The 16,444-nt window shown below is 66.5% G+C and carries 17 protein-coding genes; 14 read left to right on the forward strand and 3 right to left on the reverse strand.

Annotated features, from left to right (window positions below):
- The first annotated feature begins 62 nt into the window (after positions 1–62).
- Genes rbfA through BST27_RS02880 form a run of 7 tightly spaced genes read left to right on the forward strand, consistent with a single transcriptional unit; the run spans position 63 to position 7,086 of the window.
- Complete coding sequence (gene rbfA, locus BST27_RS02850) at positions 63–560, forward strand: 30S ribosome-binding factor RbfA (protein WP_069420397.1); 498 nt, start codon at positions 63–65, stop codon at positions 558–560.
- Positions 535–1,536: a DHH family phosphoesterase gene (locus BST27_RS02855; RefSeq protein ID WP_069420396.1), complete on the forward strand. Its 1,002-nt coding sequence runs from the start codon at positions 535–537 to the stop codon at positions 1,534–1,536. Before rbfA ends, BST27_RS02855 begins: the two co-directional genes overlap by 26 nt.
- 6 nt (positions 1,537–1,542) lie before the next feature.
- Positions 1,543–2,895 (forward strand): MATE family efflux transporter, encoded by a 1,353-nt coding sequence (locus BST27_RS02860; RefSeq protein ID WP_069420395.1) that lies wholly within the window; start codon positions 1,543–1,545, stop codon positions 2,893–2,895.
- A gap of 36 nt (positions 2,896–2,931) precedes the next feature.
- Positions 2,932–3,843: a carbohydrate ABC transporter permease gene (locus BST27_RS02865; protein ID WP_069420394.1), complete on the forward strand. Its 912-nt coding sequence runs from the start codon at positions 2,932–2,934 to the stop codon at positions 3,841–3,843.
- Between the two features lie 56 nt (positions 3,844–3,899).
- Complete coding sequence (locus BST27_RS02870) at positions 3,900–4,685, forward strand: carbohydrate ABC transporter permease (protein WP_079220185.1); 786 nt, start codon at positions 3,900–3,902, stop codon at positions 4,683–4,685.
- Between the two features lie 6 nt (positions 4,686–4,691).
- Positions 4,692–6,005 carry an ABC transporter substrate-binding protein gene (locus tag BST27_RS02875; RefSeq protein ID WP_069420392.1) on the forward strand — a complete coding sequence of 438 codons (1,314 nt, stop codon included), beginning with the start codon at positions 4,692–4,694 and terminating at the stop codon, positions 6,003–6,005.
- Positions 5,998–7,086 carry an ABC transporter ATP-binding protein gene (locus BST27_RS02880; protein ID WP_069420391.1) on the forward strand — a complete coding sequence of 363 codons (1,089 nt, stop codon included), beginning with the start codon at positions 5,998–6,000 and terminating at the stop codon, positions 7,084–7,086. The genes BST27_RS02875 and BST27_RS02880 overlap by 8 nt, the downstream gene beginning before the upstream one ends.
- Positions 7,087–7,209: 123 nt before the next feature.
- Here BST27_RS02880 and BST27_RS02885 read toward each other — a convergent pair whose 3' ends face one another.
- The gene (locus BST27_RS02885) at positions 7,210–7,959 is read right to left on the reverse strand and encodes an enoyl-CoA hydratase (RefSeq protein WP_069420390.1); all 750 of its coding nucleotides are present in this window, start codon (positions 7,957–7,959) and stop codon (positions 7,210–7,212) included.
- Between the two features lie 68 nt (positions 7,960–8,027).
- Here BST27_RS02885 and BST27_RS02890 point away from each other — a divergent pair, with 68 nt between their 5' ends.
- Entirely contained in the window at positions 8,028–8,303 is a 276-nt protein-coding gene (locus tag BST27_RS02890; protein ID WP_069420389.1) for a DUF2277 domain-containing protein, read from the forward strand.
- 8 nt (positions 8,304–8,311) lie between these two features.
- Positions 8,312–8,857 (forward strand): DUF1802 family protein, encoded by a 546-nt coding sequence (locus tag BST27_RS02895; protein WP_069420405.1) that lies wholly within the window; start codon positions 8,312–8,314, stop codon positions 8,855–8,857.
- Positions 8,858–8,891: 34 nt separating this feature from the next.
- Here the strand turns inward: BST27_RS02895 and BST27_RS02900 are convergent, their stop codons facing one another.
- Together BST27_RS02900 and BST27_RS02905 are read right to left on the reverse strand one after the other, a co-directional pair.
- Positions 8,892–10,463, reverse strand: coding sequence for a CocE/NonD family hydrolase (locus BST27_RS02900; RefSeq protein WP_079220182.1), 1,572 nt, complete (start codon positions 10,461–10,463; stop codon positions 8,892–8,894).
- Between the two features lie 61 nt (positions 10,464–10,524).
- Complete coding sequence (locus BST27_RS02905) at positions 10,525–11,109, reverse strand: DUF3558 domain-containing protein (RefSeq protein ID WP_069420387.1); 585 nt, start codon at positions 11,107–11,109, stop codon at positions 10,525–10,527.
- Between the two features lie 125 nt (positions 11,110–11,234).
- On the opposite strand from BST27_RS02905, the gene BST27_RS02910 reads away from it, so the two are divergent.
- The 5 genes from BST27_RS02910 to BST27_RS02930 are packed head-to-tail and all read left to right on the forward strand — an operon-like array spanning position 11,235 to position 16,266.
- On the forward strand, positions 11,235–12,203 hold the full coding sequence (locus tag BST27_RS02910) for a metallophosphoesterase family protein (RefSeq protein WP_069420386.1): 969 nt from the start codon (positions 11,235–11,237) through the stop codon (positions 12,201–12,203).
- On the forward strand, positions 12,200–12,880 hold the full coding sequence (pptT, locus tag BST27_RS02915; RefSeq protein ID WP_069420385.1) for a 4'-phosphopantetheinyl transferase PptT: 681 nt from the start codon (positions 12,200–12,202) through the stop codon (positions 12,878–12,880). The genes BST27_RS02910 and pptT overlap by 4 nt, the downstream gene beginning before the upstream one ends.
- The gene (truB, locus tag BST27_RS02920; RefSeq protein WP_069420384.1) at positions 12,877–13,764 is read left to right on the forward strand and encodes a tRNA pseudouridine(55) synthase TruB; all 888 of its coding nucleotides are present in this window, start codon (positions 12,877–12,879) and stop codon (positions 13,762–13,764) included. The genes pptT and truB overlap by 4 nt, the downstream gene beginning before the upstream one ends.
- 46 nt (positions 13,765–13,810) lie before the next feature.
- Entirely contained in the window at positions 13,811–15,013 is a 1,203-nt protein-coding gene (locus BST27_RS02925) for a lipid-transfer protein (RefSeq protein WP_139804984.1), read from the forward strand.
- Positions 15,014–15,024: 11 nt separating this feature from the next.
- Positions 15,025–16,266 carry an acyl-CoA dehydrogenase family protein gene (locus BST27_RS02930; protein WP_069420383.1) on the forward strand — a complete coding sequence of 414 codons (1,242 nt, stop codon included), beginning with the start codon at positions 15,025–15,027 and terminating at the stop codon, positions 16,264–16,266.
- The last annotated feature ends 178 nt before the right edge of the window (positions 16,267–16,444 follow it).

Genomic DNA, 16,444 nt, shown 5'->3' on the forward strand with positions numbered 1-16,444 from the left:
GGGGCACCCCAGCCGCGTAGCGGATCAGGGGGACCGAGCATGAGGAGAGGCGGTGAATCCGAATGGCGGACCCAGCCCGCGCACGTCGGCTGGCCAAGCGGATCAGCACGATCGTCGCTTCGGCGATCGAATACGAGATCAAGGATCCGGGGCTGGCCGGGGTGACCATCGTCGACACCAAGGTGACGGCCGACCTGCACGATGCGACCGTGTACTACACGGTGATGGGCCCGACGCTGGACGACGAGCCGGATTACGATGCGGCCGCGGCAGCACTGGAGCGCGCCAGGGGAGTACTTCGTTCTAAGGTGGGTGCGGGTACGGGAGTGCGTTTTACTCCCACCCTGACCTTCACCCGGGACACCACTTCCGACAACGTGCTCCGGATGGAGGAGTTGTTGGCTCGGGCTCGTGCCGCGGACGAGGATCTGGCGCGAGTGCGGGTCGGAGCAAAGCCGGCGGGGGAGGCCGATCCTTACCGGGCGGGGGGCCCGCAAGGATCTGTAGGAGCACCAGCTGACCCCGAGGACACCGGTGACGACGACCGACCCGAAGACTGAACCATCCCGGGCCGCCCGGGTCGACGCCGTCGGCGCCGCGAAGCTACTGGCCGCGGCCGACCGGATCGCGGTGATCTCCCATGTCCATCCCGACGCCGACACGATCGGTGCGGGTCTGGCGCTGGCGTTGGTGCTCGAGGAGTGCAACAAGAGGGTTGAGGTCAGCTTCGCCGCGCCGGCCACGCTTCCGGAGTCGTTGCGTTCGCTGCCCGGCTGCCACCTGCTGGTCAGCCCCGAGTCGATGCGCCGCGACGTGGATTTGGTTGTCACCGTTGACGCTCCGAGCGTCAAGCGGCTGGGCAGCCTAGCTGATCTGGTCGCCGCCGAGGGCCGGGAGGTACTGGTCATCGATCACCACGCCTCCAACAGCATGTTCGGCACCGCAAACTTCGTCGACGTGGAAGCCGATTCCACCACGATGATGGTTGCCGACGTGCTCGAAGCGTGGGGCCAGCCGATGGACACCCGCGTCGCGCACTGCATCTACGCCGGGCTGACCACCGACACCGGATCGTTCCGCTGGGCCAGCCCGCGCGCCCTCCGGCTGGCCGCTGAACTGGTTGAAATGGGCGTGGACAACGCCGCCATCAGCCGGTCGCTGATGGACACCCACCCGTTCGGGTGGTTGCCGATGCTGTCCCGGGTGCTGGGGACGGCCCGGCTGCTGCCCGACGCCGTGGGCGGACGCGGGCTGGTCTATGTCGTCGTCACCAATCAGGAGTGGGTCGCCTCCCGTCCCGAGGAGGTCGAGAGCGTCGTCGACATCGTCCGCACCACCCGGGAAGCCGAGGTGGCTGCCGTCTTCAAAGAGGTCGACCCGCAACGGTGGTCGGTGTCCATGCGCGGTAAGAACGACATCGATCTGGCGGCCGTCGCATCCAAGTTCGGCGGCGGTGGCCACCGACTGGCCGCCGGCTATTCGGCCTCCGGTTTGATCGAAGACGTCGTCGCCTCCCTGTGCGCGGCTCTGGGCTGACGGCCCTTGACTGAAGGGCCAGCCGAGCCAGGCGCCGGGCGACCGGCCGCCGGTGGGTGGCAGATCGCCGCGCTCGCGCTGCCCGCGCTGGGTGTGTTGGCGGCCGAGCCGCTGTATCTGCTGTTCGACACCGCGGTCGTCGGTCGCCTCGGGGCGGTTTCGCTGGCCGGTCTGGCTATCGGCAGTCTGCTGCTGAACTTTGTCGGTTCCGGTGCGACATTCTTGTCCTACGGCACGACGGCGCGCTCGGCGCGCCGCTTCGGGGCCGGCGACCGCGCGGGCGCGGTAGCCGAGGGCGTGCAGGCGACGTGGCTGGCCTTGGCGCTCGGTGTGCTGGTGATCGTCGTGGTGGAGGCCGCAGCGGTGCCGCTGGTGTCGGCGATCGCTGGCGGTCAATCCGGGGGCCATGCGATCAGCGCCGCGGCGCTGCCCTGGTTGCGGATCGCGATCCTGGGTGTGCCGGCAATCCTGGTCTCGCTCGCGGGTAACGGTTGGATGCGTGGCGTGCAGGACACGGTGCGCCCGCTGCGGTATGTGGTGGCGGGGTTCAGCCTCTCGGCGGTGCTGTGTCCGCTGCTGGTGTTCGGCTGGCTGGGGTTGCCGCGCTGGGGCCTGGCCGGGTCGGCGGTGGCCAACGCGACCGGTCAGTGGCTGGCGGCGGTGTTGTTCGTAGGCGCGCTGCTGGCCGAACGGGTGCCGCTGCGTCCGGACCGCACGGTGCTCCGCGCCCAGGTGGTGATGGGCCGCGACCTGTTTGTCCGGACCATGGCTTTCCAGGCCTGCTTCATCTCGGCCGCGACGGTGGCCGCCAGGTTCGGAGCTGCCGCACTGGCGGCCCACCAGGTGGTGCTACAGCTGTGGAGTTTTCTTGCCCTGGTTCTCGATTCGCTCGCCATTGCCGCGCAGGCGTTGGTGGGCGCGGCGCTGGGTGCCGGCGACGTCGCACACGCGAAGTGGGTGACTTGGCGGGTGACGGTGTTCTCGCTGTTGGCGGCCGCGCTGCTGGCTGTCGCGCTCGGGGTGGGCGCGGAGGTGCTGCCAGACCTGTTCACCGACGACCGGTCGGTGCTGGTTGCCATCGGGGTGCCATGGTGGTTCATGGTGGCCCAACTGCCCTTCGCCGGCATCGTTTTCGCGCTGGACGGGGTACTGCTCGGGGCCGGCGATGCCGCGTTCATGCGCACCGCCACCGTCGCCAGCGCCCTGATCGGCTTTCTGCCGCTGATCTGGCTGTCACTGGCGTTCGACTGGGGACTGGCCGGTATCTGGGCCGGGCTGAGCACATTCATCGTGTTGCGACTGATCTTCGTTGGATGGCGAACGGTGTCGGGACGGTGGGCGGTGACCGGGGCGGCGTAACGCCCCGCGCGCCCAACCCGCCGTTACACTGCGCGCATGACAAGGCTGGCCCGGACGCCGCCACGGTCCCGGCAGCGGTCCTGGCAGGACTATGCGCTGTTCACCATCCTGGTCGGACCCAATGTGGCTTTGTTGATTCTGTTCATCTACCGCCCATTGGCGGACAACATCCGGCTGTCGTTCTTCGATTGGAACATCTCCGATCCCGGCGCCGACTTCATCGGGATGTCCAACTACGCCGAGTGGCTCACCCGTGCGGACACCCGGCAGATTGTGTTCAACACGGTGGTGTTCACGGGCGCAACGGTCATCGGCTCGATGGTGCTGGGGCTGATGCTGGCCATGCTGCTCGACCAACCGTTGCGCGGCCGAAACCTGGTGCGCTCGACGGTGTTCGCCCCGTTTGTGATATCCGGTGCGGCCGTCGGCCTGGCGGCCCAGTTTGTCTTCGATCCGCATTTCGGCCTGATCCAAGACCTGCTGCACCGCGTCGGCGTTGGGGTGCCCGACTTCTACCAGCGGCCGCACTGGGCGATGTTCATGGTCACCGTCACCTACATCTGGAAAAACCTGGGCTACACCTTTGTCATCTACCTGGCCGCGCTGCAGGGCGTCCGCCGAGACCTGTTGGAGGCGGCGGAAATCGACGGCGCCAGCCGATGGGGCATCTTCCGCCGGGTGCTGCTGCCGCAGCTGCGTCCCACCACCTTCTTCCTGTCGATCACCGTACTGATCAACTCGCTGCAGGTGTTCGACGTGATCAACGTGATGACCCGAGGGGGCCCACTCGGCACCGGCACGACGACCATGGTGTACCAGGTGTATTTGGAGACCTTCAGAAACTTCCGGGCCGGGTATGGGGCCACCATCGCCACGATAATGTTCCTAGTCCTGCTGGCCGTCACGTATTTCCAGGTGCGGGTCATGGATCGGGAGCAGCGGCTGTGAAACTCACCCGATTGAACGCAAGTCGCAGCGCCGCAAGACTGCTCGGCTATGCCGCGATGTTGCTGGTGGTCGCGTTGATCGCCGGACCGCTGCTGTTCGTCTTCTTCACCTCGTTCAAGGACCAACCCGACATCTATTCGCAGCCGACGACCTGGTGGCCGCCACACTGGCATCCCCAGAATTACCGGACGGCCACCGAGCAGATCCCGTTCTGGACCTACCTGCGCAATTCGGTGATCATCACCACCGCACTGGCATCAGTGAAGTTCGTGCTCGGGGTGCTCAGCGCGTTCGGCCTGGTGTTCGTGGATTTCCCGGGCAAGAACGTGGTGTTCTTGGTCATCATCGCAGCGCTCATGGTGCCCAACCAGATCACCGTGATCTCCAACTACGCCTTGATCTCTCAACTCGGCCTGCGCAACACATTCCCGGGCATCATTCTGCCGCTGGCCGGCGTTGCATTCGGAACGTTCTTGATGCGCAACCACTTTCTGTCGCTGCCTTCCGAGGTCATCGAGGCCGCCCGGATGGATGGCGCCCGGTGGTGGCAACTATTGCTGCGGGTCGTGTTGCCCATGTCCGGCCCGACCATGGTCGCTTTCGGCGTCATCACCGTGGTCAACGAATGGAACGAATACCTGTGGCCGTTCCTGATGTCCGATGACGAGTCGGTGGCACCGCTGCCGGTGGGCCTGACCTTTCTGCAGCAAGCCGAGGGCGTGACGAACTGGGGACCGGTGATGGCGGTGACGCTGCTGGCGATGCTGCCCATCCTGCTGATCTTCATTGCGCTGCAACGGCAGATGATCAAGGGCCTCACCTCCGGCGCGGTCAAGGGCTGACGCGCCATGACCAACTTGAACCGCAGAAGTTTCCTGTCGTTGGCGAGCGCGGCCGTGCCCGGAGTGCTCGCCGGCTGCGCCGGAATGGGCGGCAGCGTCGGCGAGAAGTCGGGATCGGGTCCCATCACGTTCTGGTCCAACCACCCCGGCCAATCCGCCCCGATGGAACGGGAACTCATCGCCCGGTTCCAGAGCCAGTTTCCCGGCCTGCAGGTCAAGCTGATCGACGCCGGCGCGGACTACGACGAGGTGGCGCAGAAGTTCAACGCGTCGCTCATCGGCACCGACGTACCCGATGTCGTTGTCCTGGACGATCGTTGGTGGTTCCACTTCGCCCTCAGCGGTGTCATCGCCCCGCTCGACGACCTCTTTGGCCAAGTCGGCGTCGACACCGCGGATTACGTGGACTCGTTGCTGGCCGACTACGATTTCGACGGCCGCCACTACGCCCTGCCTTATTCCCGTTCAACGCCGCTCTTCTACTACAACAAGTCCGACTGGGCGCGGGCCGGCCTGCCCGACCGCGGACCGCGCAGTTGGCAGGAATTCGACGAATGGGGCCCGCGGTTGCAGCAGGTCGTCGGCTCCGGAAGATGGGCACACGGTTGGCCGAACGCTGACCGGATCTCCTGGGTTTTCGAAGGGCCGAACTGGGCATTCGGCGGCGCTTATTCCGACAAGTGGACCCTGAAGTTCACCGATCCGAAAACCATCGAGGCGGGAAACTTTTATCGGGATTCCATCCATCGCAGGCGTTATGCCGCGATCGCCAACGACAACGCCAACGAGTTCGCTACCGGCATTCAGGCCTCGACCCTGGCGTCGACGGGCGCACTGGTCGGCATCACCCATTCCGCCCGAGTCGATTTCGGTGTTGCGCCGCTGCCCACCGGGCCCGGGGGAGCGCCCGGGTGCCCGACCGGCGGGGCGGGGCTGGCCATACCTACCAAGCTCTCCCCGGAGCGAAAGCTGAATGCGCTCAGGTTCATTGAGTTCGTCACCAACCCGCAGAACACTGCGTACTTCAGCCAGCGCACCGGGTATCTGCCGGTGCGCAAGTCCGCCGTCCAGGACCCGAGCGAGCAGAAATACCTTGCCGACCATCCCCGGGCTCGGGTGGCGCTCGACCAGCTTCCGCACACCAAGCCGCAGGACTACGCGCGCGTGTTCCTACCCGGCGCGGACCGCATCATCTGCGCGGGGCTGGAATCCATTGGGCTGGAAGGGTCCGACGTGACCGCGACGTTCACCGACATCGAAAAGCAGCTGAGCGTCATCTACGACCGCCAGATCAAACGAAAGTTGCCCCGACATGGCTAGCGTGCAGTATTCGTCGGTCACCCACCGTTACCCGGGTGCGGACACCCCGGCGATTGAGAACCTGGATCTGGAGGTGGCCGACGGTGAATTCCTGGTCCTGGTCGGGCCGTCCGGCTGCGGCAAGTCGACCACCTTGCGCATGCTGGCCGGGCTGGAAACCGTTGAGAGCGGCCGCATCACCATCGGGGATGTGGACGTGACGCACCTGCCGCCGCGCGCCCGCGATGTCGCGATGGTGTTCCAGAACTACGCGCTGTACCCGAACATGACGGTGGCGGCCAACATGGGCTTCGCGCTGCGCAACGCCGGTGTGTCGCGCGCCGAAACGCGGCGCCGGGTGGAAGAGGTCGCCGCTATGCTGGAATTGACTGAGCTGCTTGACCGTAAGCCTGCGAAGCTGTCCGGTGGCCAGCGGCAACGCGTGGCGATGGGGCGTGCGATCGTGCGGCGGCCCCAGGTGTTCTGCATGGACGAACCGTTGTCGAACCTGGACGCCAAACTGCGGGTGAGCACCCGATCGCAGATTTCGGGTTTGCAGCGTCGCCTGGGCACTACCACCGTCTACGTCACCCACGACCAAGTGGAGGCCATGACGATGGGGGACCGGGTCGCCGTACTCAAAGACGGTGTGCTGCAACAGATCGACACGCCGCGGGCACTCTACGACGACCCGGTCAACACGTTCGTGGCGACGTTCATCGGCGCCCCGGCGATGAACCTCATCGAGGCCGTCGTGGCCGACGGGATGGTTAAATCGCCCGATCTGGCGATACCGGTGCCGCGTGAAGCCGCCGGCCAGCCACGGGTGCTGCTCGGTGTGCGGCCCGAATCCTGGGACGTCGCCTCGCCGGACACCCCGGGCGCGCTGACCGTCGTCGTGGAACTGGTGGAGGAGCTGGGGTTCGAATCCTTCGTCTATGCAACGCCTGTCGAGCGCAACGGGTGGTCGCCACGGGCGCAGCGCATCGTGTTCCGCACCGATCGTCGCACGTCGGTGCAGCTGGGTGACACGTTGTCGATCGTGCCGCACGTGAAAGAGCTGTGCTTCTTCGACGTCGCGACCGAGACGCGGATCGGCTGACGAGTACGGGCTTGTTCGCCGAACGTGTGGTGTATGTCCGAAAAGTGTTGGTAGTGGGGCCATATGGCCCACGTTCGGCGGGGAGACCCTGCGGCCCCGCATGCGAAGCGCAGCCCCGCCCAGCTAACGCACCTGGGAACGCCCGCGTTGCAACACCGCCTCGCGGTTGGCCGCGATGTCCTCCGGGCTGGTCTGAAACTGCCGAGCCGCGGACGCTTCGAGCCATAGCCCAGCGCCGGTCTGCGACTCGTCGATGCGGTGATACGACGCCAGCAATGCGCGAACCGCGTTCTGGTTGTTGCCGACGATGGACGCGGCGACCCGCCGGGCGGTGGGCAGCAGTTGGTCGTGCGGCACGACTTCGGTGACCAGCCCCGCCCGCAGCGCGTCGGCGGCGGAGAGGTAATCGCCGGTCATGCTCATCCGTCGGGCCAGGCCGACGCCCACCTTCTGCGGCAGCCGCACACTGAGCCCCCAGGTGGGCAGCAGGCCGACCCGGGCGTGGGTGTCGGCGAAGCGCGCGTTCTCCGAGGCGATCAAAATGTCGCAGTACAGCGCCAACTCGAGCCCGCCGGTGACCGCGACGCCGTTGATGGCGCCGATCACCGGTTTGGTCAGCTCCGGCCAGCGCGGCGAAATGTCGGGCAGCGCCGGTTGTTGGCCCAGCTCTTTGAGATCCAGACCGGCGCAAAACGCCGGATCGCTGCCGGTGACGATGACGACGTCGACGTCGTCGTCGGTTTCTGCCTGGGCGAGAGCGGCGAAGAACTTGTTCCGCAGCGCCGCGGACAGCGCATTGCGCGCCTGCGGACGGTTGAGGGTCAGGGTGCGCACGCGCTCTTCGGTGTCGATCAGCAGGATGTCGTCGGTCATACAGTCACCGTAGAGGGTCGCCCGTGCGTTCCATGGCTGCGGTTCGGCGCGCGCCTATCGTGGGAACCATGTGCCGAAACATCACCGAACTGCGCGGGCTGGAACCCCCGGCCACCGACCAGGAGATCGCGGCGGCGGCACGTCAGTACGTGCGCAAGGTCAGCGGCATCACCCGTCCCTCACCGGCCAACGCCGAGGCGTTCGAAGCCGCAGTGGCCGAGGTCACCGCCAGCACCGCCCGCCTGCTGGACGCGCTGCCCCCACGACGTCAGCCACCCAAGAGCGTCCCGCCGTTGCGCCGCCCCGAGATCATCGCCCGCCTCGCCGGGGCTCAGTCACCGTGACTCCCGCCGTGACCCCCGCGCTCAAAGAGTGGAGCGCGGCCGTACACGCGCTGCTGGATGGGCGCCAAACCATCCTGCTGCGCAAGGGCGGTATCGGTGAAAAGCGGTTTGAGGTCGCGGCGAGGGAGTTCCTGTTGTTCCCGACGGTCGCGCACAGCCACGCCGATCGCGTCCGGCCCGAGCACCAAGACCTGCTGCCCGCGGCGGCCGCCGACAGCACCGACGAGCAACTGCTGGTCCGGGCCGCCGCGAAAGTGGTTGCGGCGCTGCCGGTCAACCGCCCCGAAGGCCTGGGTGAAATAGAGGATCTGCATATCTGGACCGCCGAATCGGTGCGCGCCGACCGGCTGGACTTCCGGCCCAAACACAAACTGGCCGTGCTGGTGGTGTCCGCCATTCCGCTGACCGAGCCGGTGCGCATGGCGCGCAGCCCCGAGTACGCCGGGTGCACCAGCTGGGTGCAACTCCCGTTGACGCCGACGCTGGCTGCGCCGGTGCACGACGACGCGACGCTGAACGACGTCGCCGCCCGGGTCCGCGAAGCCGTCGGCTGAGCAGCCGGACGCGGTACTGAGCCGCGGCTGGCGGTTAGTGCACCGGCAGCACCAGCCGGGACTCGCCGAAATGCACCGAATGGGTGGCCGGCTTCAGCTGCCGAGCAGTCAGCGTCGGCTCTCCGGTGCCCAGGTTGGGCGCGTAGCGGGGGAACCAGCTGCCGGCGATGAGTACGCGGATGCGTGAACCCGCCTTGAACCGGTGGGCGATCGGATCGAGCTCCACCTTGACCGGCCTCGCCCCGTCACTCAGCCGCCGGTAGGCCTCGGTCACGTTGCGCGACCTGCCCTTGGGGTCGACCTCGCTGACCCGGACGAACAGGTCAACGTTGGGATTGTCGGCGGAATGCTCCAGTTCGATGATGGGGTGCCCGTGGACGGTCAGGTCCTGGGTGAGCGTGGCCCCGGTGAACGCGAGCACGTCGTCTCGCGATGCCAGTCGGGTGTCGTTGCGGTAGCCCCCCGTCGGCGCCAGCAACGGACCGCCGATGACGGGGGTGGGGTGCTCGGGGTCGGCCCGAAAGGTCGCCGGCGGCGCGCCCGACGGCGGCGGGGTGACGTCCAAGCGGCCGTGCGGGTGCAGGTACAGCGCTTGTTCGCTGGTCTCCGGGGGCCAGTCGGGCAGGTGGTGCCAGCCCTGCCCGTTGACGAAGACTCGGACCGTGTTGGGACGGCGCGGCGCGGAGTCGCCGGCCAGGTGCGCGTCCAGCCAGTCCAGGGTCTCCCGGGCGCAGGTCGCCAGCCCCTTGGTGAGCATCTGGGTGTGCGTCCAGGGACCGACGGTGAGCGCGACGTTTACTCCGCGGTCGCGCAGGTGCCAGTACTGGCGCACCGTCTGGCCGACGAAGATGTCCTGCCAACCGCTGAGCAGCAGCACCGGGACGTCGACGCGGTCCAGCGCGGCGGGGAACCGCACGGCATCCCAGAACGGGTCGTCATCCTCGGTGTGTTCGACCCAGGACTCGAACCACGGTGCGCCGTCGCCGAGCATCGCTCGGGCGGACTCGCCCAGCGGCAACGCCCGCAGCGCACGCGTCACCCGGCGAGGGGCGGTCAATTGGTTTATCGCGCGGCGGTGCATCGGACCCTCCTGGCGGGCCACCATGTCGCTCCAGGCCAGGAAGTCGTTTGCGAACGAGCCGGTGCCCCACACCGAGTCCCGAAAGTCGTGCGGGCCCGCGGTGATGACGGCCGCGGCCAACTCCGGCGGCGGGTCGTGCAGCAGCGCCCACTGGGTGAAGCCCAGATACGACAGACCCACGGTGGCGAACCGCCCGGTGAACCACGGCTGCTTCCGCAGCCAGGCCACGGTGTCGGCGCCGTCGGCGGCCTCGTTGACCATGGGCTCGAATTCGCCCTCGGAGCCGAACGTCCCGCGCACACTCTGCAGGACGACGTGGTAGCCCCGCGCGGCGTAGAGCCGGGCGAAGGCCAGTGAGAACGGCACGCTTCGCCCGTAGGGTCCGCGGACCAGCAGGGTGCCGGCTGGGCCCCCGGCCGCGTCGTGCGGAACGTAATGATCGGCCACCAACCGGATGCCGTCGCGCATCGGAATGCGGACGTGTCGCACGGTGTAGCGGTTGGTCGCGGGCCGCAGTCCCAGCATCCGGCCCAGCGCGTCGGCCGGAGCCTTCCTCGTCTTTGTCACGGTTCGAGGTTATGGGTCCCTAGAACTTGTAGTACGGGACCAGCTCGTTTGCCCGCTGCAGGTTGGTGGAGGGGCAGTCCACATCGGGTTCCGAGTAGACCGTCGAATAGAACAGTGACTGCTGAATCACTCCGTAGCTGGTCTTGAACGTCACCATGCAGGAGATGTACCAGTAGCTGTTGTGGTAGGTGGGTTTCACGACCCAGTACTGGGCGGCTCGGTGGCCGGCGATCGTGGTCTCGATGGCGTCCGGGGGAAGTGACTGGGCATATGTGCGCCAGATGATGGGCTCGATGGCCATCTGGTAGTTGCCGGCGTCGAAGTGGCAGCGCAACCCCTCTTCGGGTATCGGCGGGGTGAATGCCAGTCCCAGCCGTTGCACGGCGTCGAAGGGGATGTCGTTACACGGGTCGAACGGGCTCGGGTCGCTGGTGGCCACGATCGGGCTCTTCATCGTGGTCGACATCGGCGCGGCGGTGGATCGCAGCTGCACGCCTTCGCTGGCCGTCGGAGCGGGAGGAACCGCCTGCCAGCCCGCGGTGCCGCCGACGATCCCAACGATCAGCGCGGCCACCGCCCCAACCAGACGCACCTTGGTGAGCACGGCACCCCCTGCCTTCTGGTTTTCTCTTTGCCGGGAGTGTACAAGTCGCTTCCGCGTCGGCACAGGGGTTCCTGCCGTTGTTGGCTCATCGGCGGAAATGCGCCGGGTCGCTAGGCTAGTTACTCGTGACCACAAGGCAGGATCGTGACGGGGCAGGACAGCCGACGCTGTGGGCCGTCTCCGACCTGCACACCGGTCACATGGGCAACAAGCCCGTCACGGAGTCGCTGCACCCGTCCTCGCCCGACGACTGGCTGATCGTGGCCGGGGACGTCGGCGAACGCACCGATGAGATTCGCTGGGCGCTGGACCTGTTGCGCCGACGGTTCGCCAAGGTGATTTGGGTGCCGGGCAACCACGAACTGTGGACCACCAACCGCGACCCGATGCAGATTTTCGGCCGCAGCCGGTACGACTACCTGGTCAACATGTGCGACGAGATGGGCGTGGTCACGCCCGAGCACCCTTTTCCGGTGTGGACCGAGCGGGGTGGGCCAGCCACCATCGTGCCGATGTTCCTGCTGTACGACTACAGCTTTCTGCCGCAGGGGGCGACCACCAAGGCCGAGGGAGTGGCCATCGCCCGCGAGCGCAACGTGGTGGCCACCGACGAGTTCCTGCTGTCACCCGAGCCCTATCCGACCCGCGACGCCTGGTGCCGCGAACGGGTGGCCAAGACTCGCGCCCGGCTGGAGCAACTGGACTGGATGCAGCCGACCGTGCTGGTGAATCACTTTCCGCTGGTTCGCGAACCTTGCGACGCGTTGTTCTATCCCGAATTCTCACTGTGGTGCGGAACCACCAAGACCGCCGATTGGCACACCCGCTACAACGCGGTCTGTTCGGTCTACGGACACCTACACATCCCGCGGACCACGTGGTACGACGGGGTGCGCTTTGAAGAGGTGTCAGTGGGTTACCCGCGGGAGTGGCGCCGCCGCAAGCCGTACAGCTGGCTGCGTCAGGTGTTGCCGGACCCGCAGTATGCGCCCGGCTACCTCAACGACTTCGGCGGTCACTTCGTGGTCACTCCGGAGATGAAGGCTCAGGCCGAGGCGTTCCGGGAACGAGTGCGGCAGCGGCAGGCACGGTGACGGCGAACAAACTCGTGTCATCGGTGCTGCCGGGCACGGTGATTCACGATCTTGCCTATGACGAATTGTACTCCGACCCACCGGGATTGGCGCCGCTGCCCGAGGAGGAGCCGCTGATCGCCAAGTCGGTGAGCAAGCGGCGCAACGAGTTCATCACCGTCCGGCACTGCGCCCGGGCGGCACTGGGTCAGCTCGGCGTGCCCCCGGTGCCGATTCTCAAGGGGGACAAGGGCGAACCGTGCTGGCCCGACGGCATCGTCGGCAGCCTCACACACTGCACGGGTTACCGCGGCGCCGTGGTCGGGCGCAGCGTCGAGGTGCGGTCGGTGGGCATCGACGCCGAGCCGCACGACGTGCTGCCACACGGTGTGCTGAATTCCATCAGCTTGCCCATCGAGCGCAGCGAGATCCCGCTAGCCATGCCCGAGGGCCTGCACTGGGACCGAATCCTGTTCTGCGCCAAAGAGGCAACGTACAAGGCGTGGTTTCCGCTGACCAAGAGGTGGCTGGGGTTCGAAGACGCGCACATCACGTTCGACGCCGACAGTGCCACCACGGGCAGTTTCGTCTCGCACATCCTGATCGACCCGTCGGCGCTGTCCGGCCCGCCGCTCAAGGCGCTGTCCGGCCGGTGGTCGGTCGAGCGGGGGCTGGTGCTCACCGCGATCGTGCTATGACCGGTCTCGACAAGGCGGGGATCGTCGTCGTCGACAAGCCCGCCGGGATGACCAGTCACGACGTGGTCGGGCGGTGTCGGCGAATCTTTGCCACCCGACGGGTGGGCCACGCGGGCACGCTGGACCCGATGGCCACCGGTGTGCTGGTCGTCGGAATCGAGCGGGCCACCAAAATTCTCGGTCTGTTGACGACGACCTCGAAGTCATACGCCGCCACCATTCGCCTGGGGCAGACCACTTCCACCGAGGACGCCGAAGGCGAACTGCTGCACTCGGTCTCCGCCGAACACCTCACCGACGACGCGATCGAGTCCGCCATCGCCGGGCTGCGGGGCGACATCCTGCAGGTGCCGTCGGCGGTCAGCGCGATCAAGGTCGAGGGCCGGCGCGCGTATCAGCTGGCGCGGGCGGGCCAATCGGTGGAGTTGGCGGCTCGACCGGTGTGTATCGACCGTTTCGAGGTGCTGGCCGCTCGGCGCTCGGACGACGTTGTCGATCTCGATGTCGAGGTCGACTGCTCGTCTGGCACCTACATCCGGGCGCTGGCCCGGGATCTGGGCGCCGCGCTCGAGGTGGGTGGTCACCTGACATCGTTGCGCCGCACCCGCGTCGGCCGTTTCGGCCTGGACCAGGCGCTGACGCTGGAGGAGTTGGCGCTGGAGCCGCGGTTGAGTCTGAGCCTCGACGAGGCCTGCCTGCTGATCTTCCCCCGCCGCGACCTCACCGCGGAGGAGGCAGACGCCGCCCGCAACGGCCGGCCCCTGGCGCCCGCCGGAATCGACGGCATCTATGCGGCGTGCGACGGCGACCGTGCGATCGCGCTGCTGCGTGATGAGGGTTCGCGGACCAAGTCGGTGGTGGTAATCCGGCCCGCGACCCTGTGATGCACACTGGGAGCGAATCGCTTCGCACAGCTGGCTGAAGGAGGCAATGATGCCTAAATCGTCCAACAGGGTTTTCGTCGTCGGGGTCGGGATGACGAAGTTCGAAAAGCCAGGCCGGCGCGAAGGCTGGGACTATCCGCAGATGGCCAAGGAGTCCGGCACCAAGGCGCTGCAGGACGCCGGTATCGAGTACAGCGAGATCGAACAGGGCTACGTCGGTTACGTCGCCGGTGATTCCACCAGCGGGCAGCGCGCCCTCTACGAACTGGGCCTGACGGGCATCCCGATCGTCAACGTCAACAACAACTGCTCGACCGGATCCACCGCTTTGTACCTCGGCGCGCAGGCCATCCGCGGCGGACTGGCCGACTGCGTGTTGGCGTTGGGCTTCGAGAAGATGCAGCCCGGATCGTTGCAGGGCGGCTTCCAAGATCGCGAATCGCCGCTCGGCAACCACGTGAAGGCATTGGCCGAGATCGACGAGTTCGCTTTCCCGGTGGCGCCGTGGATGTTTGGGGCGGCCGGTCGCGAACACATGAAAAAGTACGGCACCACCGCAGAACACTTCGCCAAGATCGGCTACAAGAACCACAAGCACTCGGTGAACAACCCGTACGCCCAGTTCCAGGAGGAGTACACCCTCGACGACATCCTGGCCGCGAAGATGATTTCCGACCCCCTCACCAAGCTGCAGTGCTCGCCCACTTCGGACGGCTCGGCCGCGGTGGTGCTGGCCAGTGAGGAGTATGTGGCCCGACACGATCTGGCCGGGCAGGCGGTGGAGATCGTCGGCCAGGCGATGACCACCGACTTCGCCTCCACCTTCGACGGCAGCGCCCGCAACATCATCGGTTATGACATGAATGTCCAAGCTGCACAACAGGTTTACCAACAGTCCGGGCTGGGGCCAGAGGACTTCCAGGTGATCGAGCTACACGACTGCTTCTCCGCCAACGAGCTGCTGCTTTACGAGGCGCTCGGGCTGTGCGGCGAGGGTGAGGCGCCCAAGCTGGTCGACGACAACCAGACCACCTACGGCGGGCAGTGGGTAGTGAACCCCTCGGGTGGGCTGATCTCCAAGGGCCACCCGTTGGGCGCGACCGGACTGGCCCAGTGCTCCGAGCTGACCTGGCAGTTGCGGGGTACCGCCGACAAGCGTCAGGTCGACAACGTGACGGCGGCGCTGCAGCACAACATCGGTCTGGGTGGCGCGGCCGTCGTCACCGCATACCAGCGCGCCGACCGGTAGGGGAGAGCGCCTTGATCGAGTGGTCCGACACCGACCTGATGGTGCGCGACGCCGTCCGTCAGTTCATCGACAAGGAGATCCGCCCGAACCTCGACGCCCTGGAAGCCGGTGAGCTGTCGCCGTATCCGATCGTGCGGAAGCTGTTCAGCCAGTTCGGTCTCGACGTCATGGCCGCCGAAGCGGTCAAGTCGATGTTGGACAAGGAGCGAGCCGGCATCACCAAAGGCGAAAAGCCGGACAAGCCAAACGGATCGGGCGGATTGGGTGCCCAGGCGTCGATGGCCGCGGTGCTGATCTCCGAACTGTCCGGGGTGAGCATCGGACTGCTGAGCACGGCGGTGGTGAGCCTCGGACTGGGCGCCGCGACCATCATGAGCCGCGGCACGCTGGCCCAGAAAGAGCGCTGGCTGCCCCAGCTGATGACGCTGGAAAAGATTGCGGCATGGGCGATCACCGAGCCCGACTCGGGGTCGGATGCGTTCGGCGGCATGAAGACCACCGTCAAACGCGACGGCGAAGACTACATCCTCAACGGGCAGAAGACGTTCATCACCAACGGCCCCTTCGCCGACGTCCTCGTGGTCTACGCCAAGCTCGATGACGCGTCGGTGGCGGACCGGCGCAACCGTCCGGTGCTGGTGTTCGTACTCGATTCCGGAATGCCGGGCCTGACGCAGGGCAAGCCGTTCAAGAAGATGGGCATGATGTCCTCGCCCACCGGCGAATTGTTCTTCGACAACGTGCGGCTGACCCCGGACCGGCTGTTGGGTGAGAGCGAACAGCACAGCGAAGGTGACGGCCGCGACAGCGCCCGCGCCAACTTCGCCGTGGAACGCCTCGGGGTCGCGCTGATGGCACTGGGCATCATCAACGAATGCCACCGGTTGTGCGTGGATTACGCCAAGAACCGCATCCTGTGGGGCAAGAACATCGGCCAGTTCCAACTGATCCAGCTCAAGCTGGCCAAGATGGAGATCGCGCGAATCAACGTGCAGAACATGGTCTTTCAGATGTTGGAGCGCCAGAAGCTCGGTAAACAGCCGACGCTGGCCGAGGCGTCGGCGATCAAGCTGTACTCCTCGGAGGCCGCCACCGAGGTTGCGATGGAGGCGGTTCAGCTGTTCGGCGGCAACGGCTACATGGCCGAGTACCGGGTGGAACAGCTTGCCCGCGACGCGAAGTCATTGATGATCTACGCGGGCAGCAACGAAGTGCAGGTGACCCACATCGCCAAGGGGCTGCTCTCGGATTGACATCCGTCGTCGCCGCTTTCGTTTTCGCCGCGGCGCGCGTCGCAGTACGGGCCCTGAAACTGTTTCTGCAGTTTGGTATAAGACCCGATTGTCAATGACCCCCGGCGGTCTGGGCATTACATTTTGTATCGGACTTGCTTGAGCGTTCGGTTTGTCCTTCGTGTGACTTTGTGTACCT

Origin of the sequence: Mycobacterium intermedium (assembly GCF_002086275.1) — a bacterium.
GTDB classification, from domain to species: domain Bacteria; phylum Actinomycetota; class Actinomycetes; order Mycobacteriales; family Mycobacteriaceae; genus Mycobacterium; species Mycobacterium intermedium.

What these genes read in the sequence shown, in the direction of transcription:
- rbfA (WP_069420397.1), top strand. Translation starts at nt 63, where the DNA reads ATGGCGGACCCAGCCCGCGCACGTCGGCTGGCCAAGCGGATCAGCACG.
- BST27_RS02865 (WP_069420394.1), top strand. Translation starts at nt 2,932, where the DNA reads ATGACAAGGCTGGCCCGGACGCCGCCACGGTCCCGGCAGCGGTCCTGG.
- BST27_RS02875 (WP_069420392.1), top strand. Translation starts at nt 4,692, where the DNA reads ATGACCAACTTGAACCGCAGAAGTTTCCTGTCGTTGGCGAGCGCGGCC.
- BST27_RS02925 (WP_139804984.1), top strand. Translation starts at nt 13,811, where the DNA reads ATGATGCCTAAATCGTCCAACAGGGTTTTCGTCGTCGGGGTCGGGATG.
- BST27_RS02880 (WP_069420391.1), top strand. Translation starts at nt 5,998, where the DNA reads ATGGCTAGCGTGCAGTATTCGTCGGTCACCCACCGTTACCCGGGTGCG.
- BST27_RS02870 (WP_079220185.1), top strand. Translation starts at nt 3,900, where the DNA reads ATGTTGCTGGTGGTCGCGTTGATCGCCGGACCGCTGCTGTTCGTCTTC.
- BST27_RS02885 (WP_069420390.1), bottom strand. Translation starts at nt 7,959, where the DNA reads ATGACCGACGACATCCTGCTGATCGACACCGAAGAGCGCGTGCGCACC.
- truB (WP_069420384.1), top strand. Translation starts at nt 12,877, where the DNA reads ATGACCGGTCTCGACAAGGCGGGGATCGTCGTCGTCGACAAGCCCGCC.
- BST27_RS02900 (WP_079220182.1), bottom strand. Translation starts at nt 10,463, where the DNA reads ATGCTGGGACTGCGGCCCGCGACCAACCGCTACACCGTGCGACACGTC.
- BST27_RS02890 (WP_069420389.1), top strand. Translation starts at nt 8,028, where the DNA reads ATGTGCCGAAACATCACCGAACTGCGCGGGCTGGAACCCCCGGCCACC.